Source organism: Ulvibacterium sp., from assembly GCF_028285715.1.
In the GTDB taxonomy this organism is placed as follows: domain Bacteria; phylum Bacteroidota; class Bacteroidia; order Flavobacteriales; family Flavobacteriaceae; genus Ulvibacterium.
Genome location: NZ_JANQOO010000021.1, coordinates 290,241 through 306,922, shown reverse-complemented (window position 1 = coordinate 306,922; position 16,682 = coordinate 290,241). Strand labels below are relative to the sequence as shown.

Here is a 16,682-nt window from a genome sequence, read left to right as displayed (position 1 = left end):
AAAGTTTGCAGACACATCAAAAGGCACATCATGAACTTAATGAGACTTATTTTATCCAAGGATATGCAAGCCAAGATTTGTAGTATTTTCCTAATGGTCTTGATCCAAGTTGCATGTGAAGATCCTTTGGCCAAAAATAATATGGAGGGTTCCCATTCCGAGGTGCCGCGCAATTGGACGCGCCTTGGTCCTGGAGGTGGAGGTTCTACCTTTATTCCCACGTTTTCATACCACAGTGAGAAAGAATTTTTTATTCGTTGTGATATGACAGGAGCCTATCATACCAAAAATGGGGGGAGTTCGTATAGAGAGATCAATTATCCTAATGGATCCCGTTCATTTGCGTATGATCCTAACAATCCAAATGTTTTGTATATAGGTGCAAATACACTCAATAGATCTGTTGATGGTGGAAAAACCTGGGAAATAATGTATCCATTTGAAGAAGATATTATAAAAGAAAGTTTTAGCGGAGATCATGCGGATTACTCGATAAGGACCAAGGAAAACTCCCTTTACAATGTCGATTCCAATAGCGTTGCATTTACCAATAGTCCCGCAATAACCAATATTAAAGTGGACCCGATCGATTCCAATTTTATTTATTTCAGTTTTGACGACTTTTTTTTCCATACCCAAAATGGGGGAAAATCATGGCGAAGACTAAAAATGGGTGATAAGATTGACTACATATATACCAATTCCAGTGATGCCAAGGATAAAGTTTTAGTGTTTACTGCTTCAAGCGTCAACGTTGTAGATAAAAAATCTTGGAAGGCTTCCGTAAACGGGTATCCCTCAAAAATGCAACCAGCCTTTTCAATTACCGGAGGTACTGTTCTTGAAGGAAAAAGCTCTGTATTTTATGGGCTTCACAACGATGAGCCGGATCCAAGCCATGGTATTTCGGCACCAACAGAACTCTGGATATCAAAAGACCAGGGAAAAACTTGGCGACGAAATGAGGGTAAGGTGATTACCAATGGCTCAGATCCATTGCCCACCTATTCCACCTTAGCGGCAGCTGAGAACGATGCTGTAACCGTCTATGTAGTTACTAGCCATTATGAGGAAAAGAAAAATGACAGCACTGAGGCCGTTTGGTATGGAACGTTGAAATCTTCCGATTCCGGAGATTCCTGGGAATGGGTCTGGAAAGGTGGGGGAGGATCGGGCAAATATGGTGTTCGGGATGGGAAAGATGCGTCAAACCTAAAGGATGCCTGGGTGCATGAGGCGTTCGGAAAGGACTTCATTAGATTGATTGATGTAGGGGTATCGCCAAATAATGGTAATGTGGCCATTGTAACGGACTGGTACCGAAGCATGAAAACAGTTGATGGTGGAAAGAATTGGAACGCAATTTATTCCTCACGACAAAAAGACGGAAGTTACACTTCCAACGGATTGGATGTCACCACGGCCTATGGTGTTCATTTCGACCCATTTGATTCTACCCATATTGCCATTAGCTATACGGATATTGGATACCATCATTCCTTTAATCAGGGAAAGAGCTGGTTTAGATCCATCAAAGGTATCCCCGTTGAATGGCAAAATACCTGTTATTGGATTCAGTTTGATCCCAATATAAAAAATAAGCTATGGTCGGTTTGGTCATCATTACACGATTTTCCACGAGGGAAAATGACCAGAAACCCAAAATGGAAACAAAACGGTAAAGGGGGTGTGGCGGTTTCCACGGATGGCGGGTTATCATGGAGCCCTACTGTGGAAGGAATGGGTTTTGATACACCGGCCACGTCCATTGTACTGGATAAGAACTCTCCTGTTGGCAAAAGAACATTATACGTGGCCGCCTACGGTAAGGGCGTATTTAAATCCATTGATGATGGAAAGACTTGGAAGCTCCATAACAATGGGATAAAAGGAAGCATGGCCGCCTTTGAGCTTACCATTCTCCCGGATGGAACATTGTATCTGATTACCAGCCCCACCCCACAGCATACCCATGACGAGGAAGGAAGGGAAGTGTTTATGGGTGCGGTATACAGATCAACGGACGAAGCGCTTTCCTGGAAACGGTTAAATGTGGGTGAAAAGACACAGTTTCCGAACGGTTTGGCGTATGATGAAGAAGACCCCAGCAAACTGTATCTGGGCTCTTGGTCGGATATCCATTTAAGTGATTTGGTAGGTGGTAAACTTGCCGAAAAGACAGGAGGTAATGCCTTGTTGGATTTAGATGGCGGAATCCTTATGTCCGAGGATGGAGGGGATACCTGGACTAGAGTATTTGATGAAAATCAATATGTATATGACGTTACCGTGGACAGTTCCACTCCAGGTAGAGTGTATTGCAATACCTTTAACCAAGGGGCGTACGTAAGCAATGATTGGGGTAAAACCTGGAAAAAGATCAAAGATTATGACTTTCACTGGGGACACCGGGTCATCGTGGATGATGCCAATTCCGAGAATGTATACCTTACTACTTTTGGTTCCAGTGTTTGGTACGGAAAACCTGAAACGGAGTAGTACCATCACTACCTACTTCAAATGTTATTCTATTTTCCATTTTCGTACCGCCCAAATAGGGTAGTGCCTTTTACTTCTCGTCTTGGAAAAAGAAAGAATTCCAAGAAAATGTTCTTTTTATAGAAACGGATGTCGTATTCCCCGGGCTAAGGTTGAAAGAATCGTGGCACTAAGAGAATGCAGGGAAAATCAATTTTTTGCCTAACCTTTTCATTATGGGTTGCGATATGATAAATCTCATATTGTCACAATCGGCTATATATTACTTTTGACAAAGCAATTGACCAAAGATAGCATGAAAGAGAATAAGAAAGGGTATTTATCGCCTATTCAGAGTTTGGATTTTTATCTTCAAAATTACAGAACCCTTTGCAAAAAGCTTAGACTGGACCGCGATTTAGTCGAGTTAAGGGATGTTTTGAAAAGGGATGTGGATACGTCGATCGTTAAAGTGCTACAAGATTCAAGTTATGAAGCTTTGGTGGTCACCGATGTTGAAAAGAAAATTATCTGGACCAACAAAGGCTTTCCTGAAATGACCGGCTATCCGAAAAGCTTTGCTATTGGCAAGAGTCCTACTTTCTTACAGGGCAGGAATACATCCTTGGAAACAAAAAAGGAAATAAGAAAGTTGCTGAAGCAGCAAAAAAGGTTTTCCAGGACACTGATCAACTATAGAAAAAACGGGGAGGCATATTTATGCTGTATTGATGTGTTGCCCCTCTTCAATTCCAGAAGGGAAGTGACCCATTTTCTCGCCATGGAAAAGGAACAGATGGCAGCTTAAAAACAGAGTTCATTGTCACAACATTCGAACTTTGTATAAAATCTTTTTTTAACGAATAATTAGACCAAAAGTTTAATTTATTGAACAGATCATTAAATAATCTATAGTATAACGATTTTTTATTTAGTTAACTACATCGGTTATATTCAACCTAATTTTGGAGGTATTGCTGGTTTCTCCGCCAGTGCTCTCCATTTGTACCTCAAAATCTATCCAATCCCCTAAAAACACCAAACAGCCGCTCCATCGATATGAATTGGAGTCAATGAATGGACCGAAGTCGCTCAGGTCCGTAGTGTCTTCACTGACATTTCCACCATCAGAAGTTAAAGTTACCAATAATTGGCTTGGACCGTCATCTTCCGTGCCATCGTAAGTAACAGGCACTTGAATTTCATAAAAGACGCCTGGAAGGCCACTACTATGATCACAGAACCCTTTGAACTCGCTACTCAATTCGCCCACAACAAGATTACTTGTCGCTTCGTTGTCGTCCTTACTGCAACCCATTACCATGCCCAAGATCAAAAACATAGTGAGGCCCTTTACCAAATACCTGTATGCACCATTTTTCATAACTTCTAGTTTAAATTAATATATCGCTTCGCTTAGGAATCATTTTTAATTTTGTCACCCTCATAATATCATGAAACAACTGACATTGGCCAGCATATGAAGTAGGTCTATTGCCAATCCTGTTGCAAAATCGTTACATTCCGTGACGTCCTCTATATCACGATTGCTCAAGCTAAGGCCTGAACTCCACGGTAAAAGTGCCACTGACAACAATGTTTCCCGACCCATTTGAGGTGGGTACCAATGGTGTTTCCAAAGTGCCACTCAAAACACCGTCGCTTGTTGTGGTAATGGAGAGTCCGCCCTGGCCCTGTAGATTACTGGAATGGCTAATTCCTCCGTTTTGCCCAAATAAAAAAGTCGCAGTCCCCGGGTCGTCGCCGTTATATCCATTAGCCGTAAGGTTAAGCGCGGGATAGTTGCCCGGTGGGGGTGCCGATGCCCCGTTCACTCCAATAATGGCGGTTACTGTATACCCTTCGCCATCGGATAAATAAATGGATAACTGGTGGGTAGTGGTCAATGAACTGGGCAACTCTTGAAACCTGTAATAAGCATTGGTACCTTGCATGTTTCTGGAAAGGTCTCCGGAGACATTGATAGTAAAACCCACCGTATCCAGATCGGGTGTTTCCATATCACCATCATCGGATTCGCAGGCACATAGGAATAAGAAAATACAGCTAAGAAGAAACGGGGTGGCACCATTTGTTTTCATGATTATCAAGTTTTATTTGTAAAAGGCCGGAACTTTAACACTACCATCAAAAGTAATTTCCAAGCTTTTTCAGGACTGACAATTCAGAACCAAAAAGTAACACTGGCGAACCAAATCATACCAGAACCGAGGGTGTTTTTAATAGGAAGAAGGAGAAACACCGTATTGTTCCTTAAAACATTTGGCGAAATAGGAAAGATTTTCAAAGCCCACCTGATAAGCGATTTGGGTAACCGTGTCGGATTTTCGCGACAACAACTGCGCTGCGCGTTTTAAACGGAAATTCCTAAGGATATCGCGAGGGGATTCTTGGGTCAGGGCCTTTAGTTTTCTGTTGAGCTGGGTCTTGCTCATGGCCAGTTCTTGCTGCATTTGTGGTACACCAAAATCTGGGTTTGAATGGTTTTTTTCCAATAAATCGAGTACCCGCTCCAAAAATTTTTTGTCCAATGAGGTGGTCGTGATTTTTTCGGGGATTAAGGTGCGTTCACTTTGTTTATAGTGCTCTAACAAACGTTTTCGCTGCTCGATCAGGTTCTTGACCCTGGCCATAAGCTCCTTGGCACTAAAGGGTTTCGTGAGGTAATCATCGGCCCCTGTTTCCAAACCTTCAATTTTATTTGCTTCGCCTGCTCGTGCGGTAAGCATAATAATTGGGATATGACTGGTATGGATATCAGACTTCAATCTTCTGCAAACCTCCATACCGTCCATCTTGGGCATCATCAAATCGGTTATAACCAGGTCTGGTGTATCCGAGTCTGCCAATTTCACGCCTTGTTCTCCATGCTTGGCCTCGATAACATTATAGCTAAGTAAAAGTTGCTTTTTGATGTACTGGCGCATGTCTTCATTGTCCTCTATCACTAGAATTTTTGAAGCCCCGTTAACTTCCGCTTTTGGAAACTCGTAGGCCTTTGCCCCGAAAGCTTTATCCGCAGGCGTGGATGGGACAAGATCTGTGCGGATCTCTGGTATCTTGATCTTTTCAATAGGAACCTGAATAGTAAAAAAAGTACCCATTCCTTTCTCACTGGAAACGGTTATGGTCCCATCCATTAATTCTATAAGATCTTTGGAAAGGGATAATCCAATGCCCGAACCTTCCTGATCTTTGGTAATACTACTATCCACCTGGTAGAAGCGATCAAAAATAAAGGGTAGTTTTTCTTCGGAAATACCACGACCCGAATCCGATACATGAATACATAACTCTTGGCCGGTGTAGGATACCTTAAAAGCAACCGATTCTCCATCCTCGCTAAACTTAAAGGCGTTGCTTAACACGTTGTACACCACTTTTTCCAGTTTGTCCCGGTCAAATGCCGCCCAAAGTACTTCGTTGGGTACGGATACCCGATAGTCCATGTTCCGTTGCGCAGCATGGGAATTGAAAGATGCCGCCGCGGTACGGAGACATTTAAACAGGTCACCTTCTGAGGACTTGAGCTCTAATTTACCCTCATCGATTTTGGAGAGATCCAACAATTGGTTTACCAGTCCCAGCACTTTATTAGTGTTCCTTCGGATCATCTTCACATCCTTCCGATCCAGTTGTTCTTCCGGATTTTGTTCCAGATTTTCAATGGGCCCCTGTATTAAGGTGAGGGGGGTTCTGAACTCATGTGAAATGTTAGCGAAAAAGTTGGATTTTAGGGTATTCAGTTCCTTGAGCTCCCTATTCGACTTTTGTTTGATACGGTATTGGTTATACAACAAACCAGTCAATAACAACATAAAAATAGCCACCACAATAATGCCATTTCGTTCGTTTTTCCGTTTACTTAACTGCAATTCCTGCAGCTCTTTTTCGGAAGCCAAAAGAGCAATTTCCTTTGCCTGTTGCTCGTTTTGGTACTTGGCCTCTATCTCTTCGGCCATGTCGCGCTTTTCCAAGGTGTATAAGCTGTCTTTAAGTGCCTCATATTTGATCCTGAAATCGTAAGCGCTTTTGTAGTTGTTTTTGGCATAGTTAACTTCAGAAAGGGTTTCATAGCTATCCATTACCGTCAATTCGACGCCAGTGGCGTTGGCTATTCTCAAGGCTTGTTCAGCATAATGCACTGAACTATCAATTTTTTTGAAATAAAGGAATTGTTGACCCAAGGCTCGATTGGCCATGGCCATGTTGATGGAATCATTGATTTCCTCGGCTAGCGATAAGGATAGGCGAAAGTTTTCAATGGCTTTATCTGATTGTTCCTTGTCCGAATAAATATTTCCGATTTTGTTATAGGTCTGTGATAGCTCTCGCTTTCTACCCAATTTGTTATAGCTTTCCAGGACTTCTTGATACAATTCAAGAGCTTCATCCGGCCTATCTTGATTTCTAAAAATGATGCCCATGTTTTCCATTACGAACACCCGCCCCGCTTGAAAGTCCAGTTTCACGAAAAGACTGTCACTCTTTTGGAAATAGGCAATTGCGCTATCATAATTTTCAAGTTTTTGATAGATCATGCCTATATTGGCCATGTTGATGGCTGTATGTTTTTCATGCCCAATTTGTGTATTCATTTTTGCTGCCTCTGTGTAGGCTTCCATCGCTTTTTTGTATTCCCCTTGTTCGTTGTAAATATTGCCCAGGTTGTTATAGGCGCTGGCCACTCCTACCAGGTCTTCAGTTTCAGTAGCGAAAGCAATATTCAACAGTAGATATTCCTCGCCTTTGTCTAGATTCCCCTTTCTAGTATTTGTATTACCTAGGCCAATTAGGGCCGCACTCTTGCCGTCATCGAATTTTATTCGTTCCGATATAGAAAGGGCCTTTTGAAATAAGACAATCGCAGAATCATAACTGGCACGATCCGTCAATAGGTCTGCATGAACAATCAATCCTGAGACCTCATGCCTTTTCTCGTCTATTGAAGCGGCAAGTGTTAAAGCATCGAGAACATTCTGTTCCGCTTTTTTGGGATTTTCATAACGGTATTCGTCGGCCAAGTCGAGTAATAGACTTACCCTTGTCGAATCCACTTTTTCAATTCGAAGCTTTTGCTCTAGACTATCAACCCTTGATTGCGGATAGGCACATACCGAAATGAAAAAAAGAATTAAAATTTGGATTCTGGCCATGCTTAAATGTAAGCATAATTCCTTAGGAATACCGTTTTCCCTGGATCCGCTCATACAAATATTAGGCGAGGTACGGCCCTCTTTCCAGGCAGAGATCGTAACCGGACAGTTTGAATCGATTGATAAATAATTCCTGCCAAACTATCTGTTTGGCAATGGGAGGTTTTAACCCTGGAATTGGAAACGAAGAAGGTCTCGAATTTTTGATTTATCTCATTTTTTGGGTAAAGAAATATAGGTTAAGTTATCCATTAAAAACGTATTGGCAGATAAAACTCTAAGATGTAAGGCGATTCTTAACGTAAAAATAGGTGCTTTTGAAAGGTTAAGGTCTTAAAAATTAGGGTAGTGTCCTGTAATTGTAATATTACGAGTATATTAACACTTCAAATAAAAAAACATGTCAAAAATCCTAGTAGCTTGTGCCGCCGCGGATGGCCATGTCAATCCATTTGTACCTGTAGTCGATCATTTGGTCAAGCGCGAGCATGAGGTGGTCTGGCTTTGTGGAAGAGCCTATCAAAACAAGATAGAAGCCGTTGGAGCCAAATTTATAGGCTTGCCCGAAGATTTTGATCCCAAAGGTATGGATATTTATGAGTTTAAGCCCGAATTAAAGAAACTTAAGGGCATTGCTCAAATAAAATTCTACATCAAGACGTGGTGCTATGATATGGCTATTCCTACCATTGGGATTATTGATGCATTAAGAAAGGACTTTGAACCCGATTTGTATATTAGTGACCCTATGGTGTATGGGCCTTATTTTTTCACAGAAAAATACAATACTCCCAGTATAAATCTTCACGTTATTCCACTTACTTTATCTAGCAGGGACCATGGTCCATTTGGTACCGGCATTGGGCCCGCGGATTCATTTTTGGAAAGATTAAGAATACTTTTCTTGAATTTTTTGGCCGAGAAAATAGTGTTCAGGGATTTAAAAAGTTATTGTAATAAGCTTAGAAATGGGATGGGACTGAAGCCCTATGACCATATTTTTAACAGTTTTCTACAAAGTGCCTCCACCGTTTTTGCCACGACCATTCCAGGACTTGATTACCAGCGAAGCGATATGCCCAAAAACATTAAATATTTAGGCCCAATCCTGCCCGATCGTAAAACCGATTTTACCGAGCCGGAGTGGTGGGCTGAATTGCAAGATGAACGAAAAGTGATTTTGGTGAACCAAGGCACCATTGCAAATGATATCACAGAGCTTATTCTCCCAACGATCGAAGCCTTTAAGCGTGAGAATGTCCTGTTGATTGCTCTGCCCGTTAAAACAGAAATCAAAGATTTACCAAGTCATGTAAAAACTGCGGAATTCATTCCCTTTGGAAACTTGTTGCCCTATGTGGATGTCATGGTAACAAATGGAGGCTTCGGGGCTACCCACATGGCATTGGCACATGGCATTCCTTTGGTCTCCTCTGGCGGAAGTGAGGATAAGATGGAAGTCTCGGCCAGGGTGGCCCACTCGGGTTGTGGTATCAATCTCAACAAGTTGAGGCCAAAACCAAAGGAAATAAAATCAGCAGTTAAAACCGTATTGGAAAATACAAGATTCAAAAAAAGCGCCCAGGGTTTAAAGCAAGAAATCGAAACGTATGCTCCCTTACACCTGATTGCAGAAGAAATACGGATATTGACAAAGTCCTGATGCACAACTTTTATAAAAGGAAGTTGTCTAACCTTAGAAGGGTATCGGCTCATCGCCAGACAAAACGTTTATTTCCCGATGCAATTTTACAATGCCCCTAAACAAGAGAGTAGGGGGTGTTTTCGGTACAGAAATCGGTGAAAACCTCTGTTTTCTTTTGGTAGTGCTTTGTTTTCCATAAAGCCTCTATTGTAATAAAATGCCATTATTAACTAATCGATTAGTTGTAAAACTAATGTATTAGTTATATATTTGGCTCATAACCTGGATCAATATGGAAAAACTAGCAAAACGAGAAGAGCAAATTATGAGGGTCTTTTGGAAGATAAAAAAGGCATTCGTCAAAGAGGTGGTCGCCGAGTTGCCCGAGCCCAAACCCCATTACAATTCTGTTGCCACAATGGTAAGAATTTTAGAGGAAAAAGGGTTTTTGGACCATCATACTTTTGGTAAAACCTTTCAATACTTTCCCATAGTCTCTGAAGATAGGTATAAAGATTTGCTTGTCAATTCCGTAGTGGATAAATACTTCGATAAGTCCTACTCAAAAATGATAGCCCATTTTGCCAAGGAAGAAAAGATTACGGAAGCGGATCTGAAGAGAATCCTAAAACGCATAAAATCAAGACAATAGTATGATTAACTATTTTTTCCATGTTTCATTGTTATTTCTTTTGACTTATGTGGTCTTTCGCTTTTTGTTGAGTCGGGAAACATTCTTCAAATTCAATCGATTCGCTCTGCTCGTAATGATCTTGATTTCGGTTTCACTTCCGTTGATAGAGATACCTCAAGATTGGTCACTACGTAATGGGTCAAAAAACTTAGCTGAGATTATAGTGCCTACTAGACCATCTATAAGAAAAGCAAAAGATTCTAAACTTGCAGACCGGATTTCCCAAAAACGGCAACATAAAACACAGCTTGTTGTTTTTAAAGATGACCCAAAGTGGCCAAAAATGGCATTGGGAGTATATTTGGCTGGAGTGCTCGTTTTTTTATCCAGCTTTCTAGTACAACTAGTTGTACTACGATTGAAATCGTCCCGCTTGGAATTTATCCGTGATGGCAACTATAGGATTTACGAATTACAAAGGGAATCCCCTCCATTTTCCTTTTTCAGGAATATCTATATAAATCCGTCCCTATACGATTACGACACCTATGAACAAATAGTATTGCATGAGAAACTTCATGTTGATCAAAAGCATTATCTGGACAAATTGCTGGGTGAGTTACTGCTGGTCCTCTTTTGGTTCAATCCCTTTGTTTGGGGAATAAGAAATCAAATCAGCAATAATATGGAGTATCAAGTGGATGATGAAATGTTACATTCTGGTATTGATAGGGAATCCTATCAAATGAGCTTGTTAAAGGTTTCGGCTCGGATTCATCCGTTGAGTTTCACCAATAATTACAACCAAACCTTATTGGAAAAAAGAATTGAAATGATGAATTCCAAAAAGTCCTCGATGAGTTCCAGTTGGAGGTACCTATTGATACTCCCCATATTTAGTCTGACCATATTTTCATTCAATCCGATAATCGGTGGGGACAATGATGCTATTTCACCAAAAGAATCCTTTATGTATGACTATGACCATGAAGAGGCCATTAGAATAGAAGGTTCCTTCAAGAATCGAAATACGGAGAACACCTTCGTTTTGGCCAATATCACCGGGAAAGTGGAAATAATTGGTCATGATAAAGAGGACATTCAAGTTTCTGCCTTTAAATCCATTAGTGCCCCAACTGAAGAACAGATAAACAAAGGTGTGGAGGAGATTAAGGTTGGGAAGTTGGCCACCGACGATTACTTTGCAATTTACCTGGATTCCCCCTACTCAAAATTCAATGAGGAAGAAGATTCTTTTAGTTATAATGAAAATTGTGGCGGAGCCCCTTGTTTCTCCTATACGTTTAGGATAGACTATACCATTAAACTCCCAAGAAACACTAACCTTGTTGTTCAAAATGTTAATGGAGGTGAGGTCCGTATTGAGTCCATTAGAGCCCATAATATTAGAGTTAAACATATTACGGGTTCTATTGCTTTGGAAAGCGTATCCGGAAATGCCGATTTGGAAACAGTAAGTGGGGACATCAAGGCCTCATTTTCTTCGGTTCCAACCGGAGTATCCTCATTTAAGACCATCAGTGGAAATTTAAGCATTGCCTATCCGAAAACATTTTCCGGCAAAATTGATCAAAAGGCCGGCGATGGTTCTTTTTCTACCGATTTCCCAATTGAAGAAAGGTTTATGAGAAAACAAAAGGTGATGAAATCATTCAATATCGGTGACAATGAGGGGACTTTTAGATTTGAGACTACCAGTGGTGATATCGAATTAAAATCCAATGGACTATGAAAGGATTACTTCCCTTGCTGTGTATGCTATATTCGATACTGGCATATTCCCATAACGGAAAAGTAGCCTACGCCTATCCTTGTACCTCTAAGAAAATTGATGCAAAGGCAGATGATTGGAACGTTGAAAAGTGGAATGTTATACAAGAGCACTTTGGTAAGCCCCTAGATTCCGAAGCAGATTTGAAAGCACGGTTTAAGATCGCCTATAACCTAGATGAAAGTGCTTTGTATTTTTTTACTGAAATAACGGATGACCAATATTCACCCGAGGACTACTACGAATTCTACATCAATGGAATCCATAGTAAAGGAGGAGGTGGTGTGGCTTCCTTGATTTTCAGGAATAAGGAATTGCAATTAAGAATACACGGAAAACATAAAGATCCGATTCACGCTCAAATCACGGAAGATCGTGTTCAATTCAAATCAAGAAGAAAAGGCCATATCCAAACCATTGAGGCTCGAATAATCTTGCCCAATATTTTAGAAAACACCAAGACCATAGGCATCGATCATTTCATAGTGGATGTGGATTTCGGGAATGTGGAAAAAACCTATTTCAATTGGGGTATTGGATATAATGGTTTTTGGAAAGAATTCAATTCAGGACAACTTGGGGATATAGTTTTACTACCGGAAAAAAATCCGCTCCAAAAGGTTACAGGCCTTATTGTTTTTGAAAATCAAGAGCTACTGGCTCAAAAAACAGTACGCATAACGGATAGAAAAAAACCAGAGTTTTGGATTGAAGTCAAGTTGGATTCAATTGGAAATTTTGAGGCAGAATTACCGGAAGGGGCCTACTATTTATCACCTTCCTATGAACTGACCCATCCTTTTGCCGGGGATGGTTATGGCAATCAATTTAGGGTTGATACCCATTTTCGAAATTTTTTTTCAATAGAAAGGGCAAAGCCCTCCGATTTAGGAGAGGTGGTAATTCCAGTTTTTAAAGAGTCAAATTACCTATTCAAGGAAAAGGGTATCGTAGTTTCCGGTGAAGATTTAAATGCTTTTGAAATTGATGCATTTATTAGGGCTCAAATGGCGTATTATAACGTTCCAGGGGCTTCGGTCGCTATAATCAAAGATGGAAAAGTAGCTTACGATAAGGTCTTTGGCCATAAAAGCCTTTTAACCCATGTTCCTATTACCAAGCAAACCAAATTTCAGGCGGCCTCTGTTACTAAAAGTGTATTTGCATTTATTGTAAATAGATTGGTTGACCAAAAGGAATTTGATTTGGATATACCGTTGTACACCTTACTTCACTTTCCAAACTATGAAAATGATTCCCGATACAAAAAAATAACGGGAAGAATGGTTTTAAACCATACCAGTGGAATGCCCAACTGGGCTTTTGGTGGCCCAGGAGGACACGTCTCAGGAGCGGAAGGAAAACTAAATTTTGATCCAGGAACACAGTTTGGATATTCGGGGGAAGCTTTTGAGTATTTGGCCCGTGTCATAGAAAAGGTTACGGGCAAAGGTATCAATCGACTTTTACAAGAAGAAGTAATCAATGCACTTGAAATAGAACCTATTTATTTCGTCGGCAATGAAAACCTGGAGTTTGCCCAAGGACATTTACAATCCAACCCCACCTATTGGGCAGAATATGGGACCGAACCTGGAGTAGCCCATAGTATGTTGACCAACGCAAGTGACTTCGCTAAGTTCGTTGTTGCCTTGGCCAACAGGCAGGGAATGTCTGCGGAACAATATGATGCTATGTTCTATAAAGCGGTTTTGTCTCCTGACTATCCCACTTCGCCAGAGTACAATTATTGGGACTTGGGTATTGGACTTGGCTTTTTCGTCCAAGAGACCGTTGTGGGAAAGGCCATAATGCATGGTGGTAGCAATTATGATTTTCAAAGTGAGTTTGTACTCTATCCAGAATCAAGGAATGGTTTTGTGATTTTTACCAACAGCAATACCGGACACAAGCTTGGTCAAGCACTGGGTAAATACCTGTTTTATGGGGGAACTACAAAACAACCCCCTGGGATTAAAAACCCCCAAAACTAAAAGGCATCAAAATTCTTTTTTTCATCATATCGGTATTAAGCCCAAAGTTGCGCAGCCAAAACACCTTAGTGCTTAATTGATCGAAGCAATAGAATGTATTGAAAATCTAAAAGGTGAAAACGATGGGTAAAAACAAGGGAGCTTCCAAATTCATCTTAAGCCTTGAAGTATTATCGTGTAATTCGGAAAATATTGAAGAAGTTAATACTAATGTACCCCGAGCATTTAAATTTGAAGAAGTGTAAAAATGTGTATCTGGCAAAGATGTAATAAAACAAAGTAAACAATAAAAAGAATAACGATAAATCCCCTTAAAAAATTAGGATACTAGCCTTTTTGGCAGGTCTTCCTTATTATTTCTTTTCAGATAATTGTTCAACATAAAGAGTAGTTGTTACTTTTTCCTTATTGTGATATACTTTTATTTCGACTTCGTCCATTTTTCCGAGCTTGTGCGCAACGATCTCGTGTATGCCTAGTTGTGGGTTTTTATATTACTACTATTCAGATTAGAATATACTTTAATTAAACGAAAAAACGGTTCGAGTTAGTACTCAAACCGCTGTTACTTATGCACCGTGTTGTACGCAGTTTTTATTCCGTCAGTTTCTTCCAAAACACGATTTTGTCATCGCCTTTTTCATAAAATTCAGGGATTACAGCTTGTTTTGTATAGTCACACTTAATGTAAAATTCCCTTGTTAATTCAAATTCAGGTTTTCCTGATGTTTCTACGATCAAAATTCGGTTGCCGTTTTTCCTCAACTCGTTTTCTATGTATTGCATCATTTTCTTTCCAATTCCACTGCCTTGTTGACTTTTAAGCACTGCAATCGCATAGAGATTATAAGTTCCTTCGGTCAATCTTTCGGGGGCGCAGTAGCCAATCGAAATCGGCTTGCCTTGGTCGATTGTCGTAAACCAAATATCCGTTGATTTTTCGTTGTTCAGATAATCGTTTATCATATCATCGAGCAAGTAGGATGGAAACAATTCGCTCGAATCAAGCACTTTCTTTAATTCTGGGATGTCCTCTTTCTTTACTTTTCTAATTTGTCCGTTCATTTTCTTTGTTTTTGAGGACAAAAGTAAAATTGATCAATTTGCTATGATTGTAAGATTCTGCTATTGTAGGCTTTTGTAGGACTTACACCCAAAACGTTTTTAAAGGAATTGGTCAAATGAGCCTGGTCAAAAAATCCACTTTGTAGGGAAACGTCAGTCAAGTTGGTGTTCTCACTTAAGTAAGTATTTATTGCTTGTCGCAATCTGTTCCAAACAAGATACTTTTTGATTGAAATTCCGATATGTTCTTTGAAAAGATGTGAAAGTCTACTGTTTGACAAAGATACTTTTGAGGTCAATTCCGAAATTAGATTTTTGTATTCAAGTTCATTTTCCTCAATGAATTTGATGCTTTCGGTAATTCGTTTGTCCGTTGGTGTTTTTAAGTCAATTGCTCTTGCGAGATTTTTAACTTCTGAAAACAGCTCATTTTTCTTATCAAAATTGGTCTTTGAAAAAATTCCATTTTTATACTTTAATCCATTATTTTCAAAAAAATCGGTTAATCTTAAATTATGGCTTTCTATCATTAAAATTCTAATAGAACTGTTCTTAGAAAACACTTTGTGTTCAGTATTCGAGTCGATAATTGCAAACTCCAAATTCTCATCTATCTGTCCGTTTGATTGTATTGAAAAAGTTCCATCTGTAGTACTTATAATTTCGACAACAGGATGGGAATGGCTTTCTGCATTCAGTTCATTGAACTCAAAGCTGTAAATCCCTTTTTTTATGTCAAAATCGTGAATTTTCATTGATAGATTTCGGTTGTCTTAAATTGCGTACAACAGGGGAATATAGTTATCAACTAATATAGGAATATATAATCATTGATTATATACCATTTATATGTCTCACTTCTATGCAAGTTTATATTCCTTAAATAGACGAGTTATTGAGACTTTTCGAAGTGAATTAGTGGATTCCCTATAAACGTTAGTTTTAGAAGACTCATTGAAATTCTCCATTATTTCCAACCCTATTCTTTTTCGAAGAAACTGCAAATAATATGTTTTAACGCCTGGTCTTCAACGTTCTTTTCAACCGCAGCCAATACCGTAAAACCCCATGAATCCAAAATCTAGCTCGTATTATAGTCTTTAGTATTGCTGTTTTCATGGACATTTGGGCTGGTTTGGAATTGTACCTTGAATTTGTGAATGCAGACTTCCGTGACAGAATGATTTTAGAGGATTTAAAAAAAGCGCAGGCCAGAGACCTGCGCTATCATTTTCATAGCCATACAAAATTCCTCGGCATGCAAACACTACCAATCAATAAAAAAACCATTCATCATTCGTATGGCCAGAAAATTGTCATCACATTTTAGCTTCCATTTTCGCCTCGGCAATAACATTCCCAACCATCTCATTCAAACTCTGATCAATAAATCCAAAGAACTGTTCTTTGGTCATCTGAGGGTTCTCCATGAACTCATCGAACTTGGAGGTCCATACAATCATCGACTTGTTATAGCCGAGGTCTACCACGTTCCAGGTATTGACCATTCCTTTGATTGGTACGCCTTCAATAACGGAATAACTGTAAGTTCTATTGGCATCGCTGTAATCAACAATGTTCTCCTTAAAGAACCCTTGGTTGTCCGGTGCATAGCAAACCCGCTGGCCACCAACATCCTTGGGGCCTGTCCATTCCAATCTTGCAATACCCTTGGAATAGTTCTGGATTTCGTCCATCTTTCTCAAAACGGTCCATACTTTATCCGCGGAGGCGTCCACCACCTTGGTATACGTTTTGTTGGCATCGGCACTTTGGGCCTCAACGTTGCTAAAGCTTAAGGCAAATACAACTGTTACAGCTAGCGAAAAAATTGATTTTTTGATTTTCATTTTGTTTCTATTATTTAATTGTTATTTACTATTTCAAAAATGATTTT

General features: G+C 39.9%; 12 protein-coding genes. 6 read left to right on the top strand and 6 right to left on the bottom strand.

The window, feature by feature from the left end:
* The first annotated feature begins 30 nt into the window (after window positions 1-30).
* Together Q0993_RS15400 and Q0993_RS15395 are read left to right on the top strand one after the other, a co-directional pair.
* The gene (locus Q0993_RS15400; protein ID WP_299534640.1) at window positions 31-2,499 is read left to right on the top strand and encodes a sialidase family protein; all 2,469 of its coding nucleotides are present in this window, start codon (window positions 31-33) and stop codon (window positions 2,497-2,499) included.
* Window positions 2,500-2,794: 295 nt separating this feature from the next.
* Window positions 2,795-3,286 carry a PAS domain-containing protein gene (locus Q0993_RS15395; protein WP_299534637.1) on the top strand — a complete coding sequence of 164 codons (492 nt, stop codon included), beginning with the start codon at window positions 2,795-2,797 and terminating at the stop codon, window positions 3,284-3,286.
* Window positions 3,287-3,409: 123 nt separating this feature from the next.
* Here the strand turns inward: Q0993_RS15395 and Q0993_RS15390 are convergent, their stop codons facing one another.
* The 3 genes from Q0993_RS15390 to Q0993_RS15380 form a co-directional block, all read right to left on the bottom strand.
* Window positions 3,410-3,862 carry a hypothetical protein gene (locus tag Q0993_RS15390; protein WP_299534635.1) on the bottom strand — a complete coding sequence of 151 codons (453 nt, stop codon included), beginning with the start codon at window positions 3,860-3,862 and terminating at the stop codon, window positions 3,410-3,412.
* Between the two features lie 172 nt (window positions 3,863-4,034).
* Window positions 4,035-4,580: a hypothetical protein gene (locus Q0993_RS15385; RefSeq protein ID WP_299534632.1), complete on the bottom strand. Its 546-nt coding sequence runs from the start codon at window positions 4,578-4,580 to the stop codon at window positions 4,035-4,037.
* Between the two features lie 138 nt (window positions 4,581-4,718).
* Complete coding sequence (locus tag Q0993_RS15380; protein ID WP_299534630.1) at window positions 4,719-7,655, bottom strand: tetratricopeptide repeat protein; 2,937 nt, start codon at window positions 7,653-7,655, stop codon at window positions 4,719-4,721.
* 400 nt (window positions 7,656-8,055) lie between these two features.
* On the opposite strand from Q0993_RS15380, the gene Q0993_RS15375 reads away from it, so the two are divergent.
* The 4 genes from Q0993_RS15375 (at window position 8,056) to Q0993_RS15360 (ending at window position 13,720) form a co-directional block, all read left to right on the top strand.
* Window positions 8,056-9,318 carry a nucleotide disphospho-sugar-binding domain-containing protein gene (locus Q0993_RS15375; RefSeq protein ID WP_299534628.1) on the top strand — a complete coding sequence of 421 codons (1,263 nt, stop codon included), beginning with the start codon at window positions 8,056-8,058 and terminating at the stop codon, window positions 9,316-9,318.
* Window positions 9,319-9,592: 274 nt separating this feature from the next.
* On the top strand, window positions 9,593-9,952 hold the full coding sequence (locus Q0993_RS15370; RefSeq protein WP_299534626.1) for a BlaI/MecI/CopY family transcriptional regulator: 360 nt from the start codon (window positions 9,593-9,595) through the stop codon (window positions 9,950-9,952).
* A gap of 325 nt (window positions 9,953-10,277) precedes the next feature.
* Complete coding sequence (locus Q0993_RS15365; RefSeq protein WP_299534624.1) at window positions 10,278-11,687, top strand: DUF4097 family beta strand repeat-containing protein; 1,410 nt, start codon at window positions 10,278-10,280, stop codon at window positions 11,685-11,687.
* A complete protein-coding gene (locus Q0993_RS15360) occupies window positions 11,684-13,720 on the top strand; it encodes a serine hydrolase (RefSeq protein ID WP_299534622.1) in 2,037 nt (678 codons plus the stop codon). Before Q0993_RS15365 ends, Q0993_RS15360 begins: the two co-directional genes overlap by 4 nt.
* A 594-nt stretch (window positions 13,721-14,314) precedes the next feature.
* Here Q0993_RS15360 and Q0993_RS15355 read toward each other — a convergent pair.
* From Q0993_RS15355 to Q0993_RS15345, 3 genes are all read right to left on the bottom strand, one after another.
* Window positions 14,315-14,785, bottom strand: a complete 471-nt coding sequence (locus Q0993_RS15355; RefSeq protein WP_299534620.1) for a GNAT family N-acetyltransferase — start codon at window positions 14,783-14,785, stop codon at window positions 14,315-14,317.
* A 41-nt stretch (window positions 14,786-14,826) separates the two neighbouring features.
* On the bottom strand, window positions 14,827-15,540 hold the full coding sequence (locus tag Q0993_RS15350) for an AraC family transcriptional regulator (protein ID WP_299534618.1): 714 nt from the start codon (window positions 15,538-15,540) through the stop codon (window positions 14,827-14,829).
* A gap of 564 nt (window positions 15,541-16,104) precedes the next feature.
* Complete coding sequence (locus tag Q0993_RS15345; protein WP_299534616.1) at window positions 16,105-16,635, bottom strand: SRPBCC family protein; 531 nt, start codon at window positions 16,633-16,635, stop codon at window positions 16,105-16,107.
* Between the last annotated feature and the right edge of the window lie 47 nt (window positions 16,636-16,682).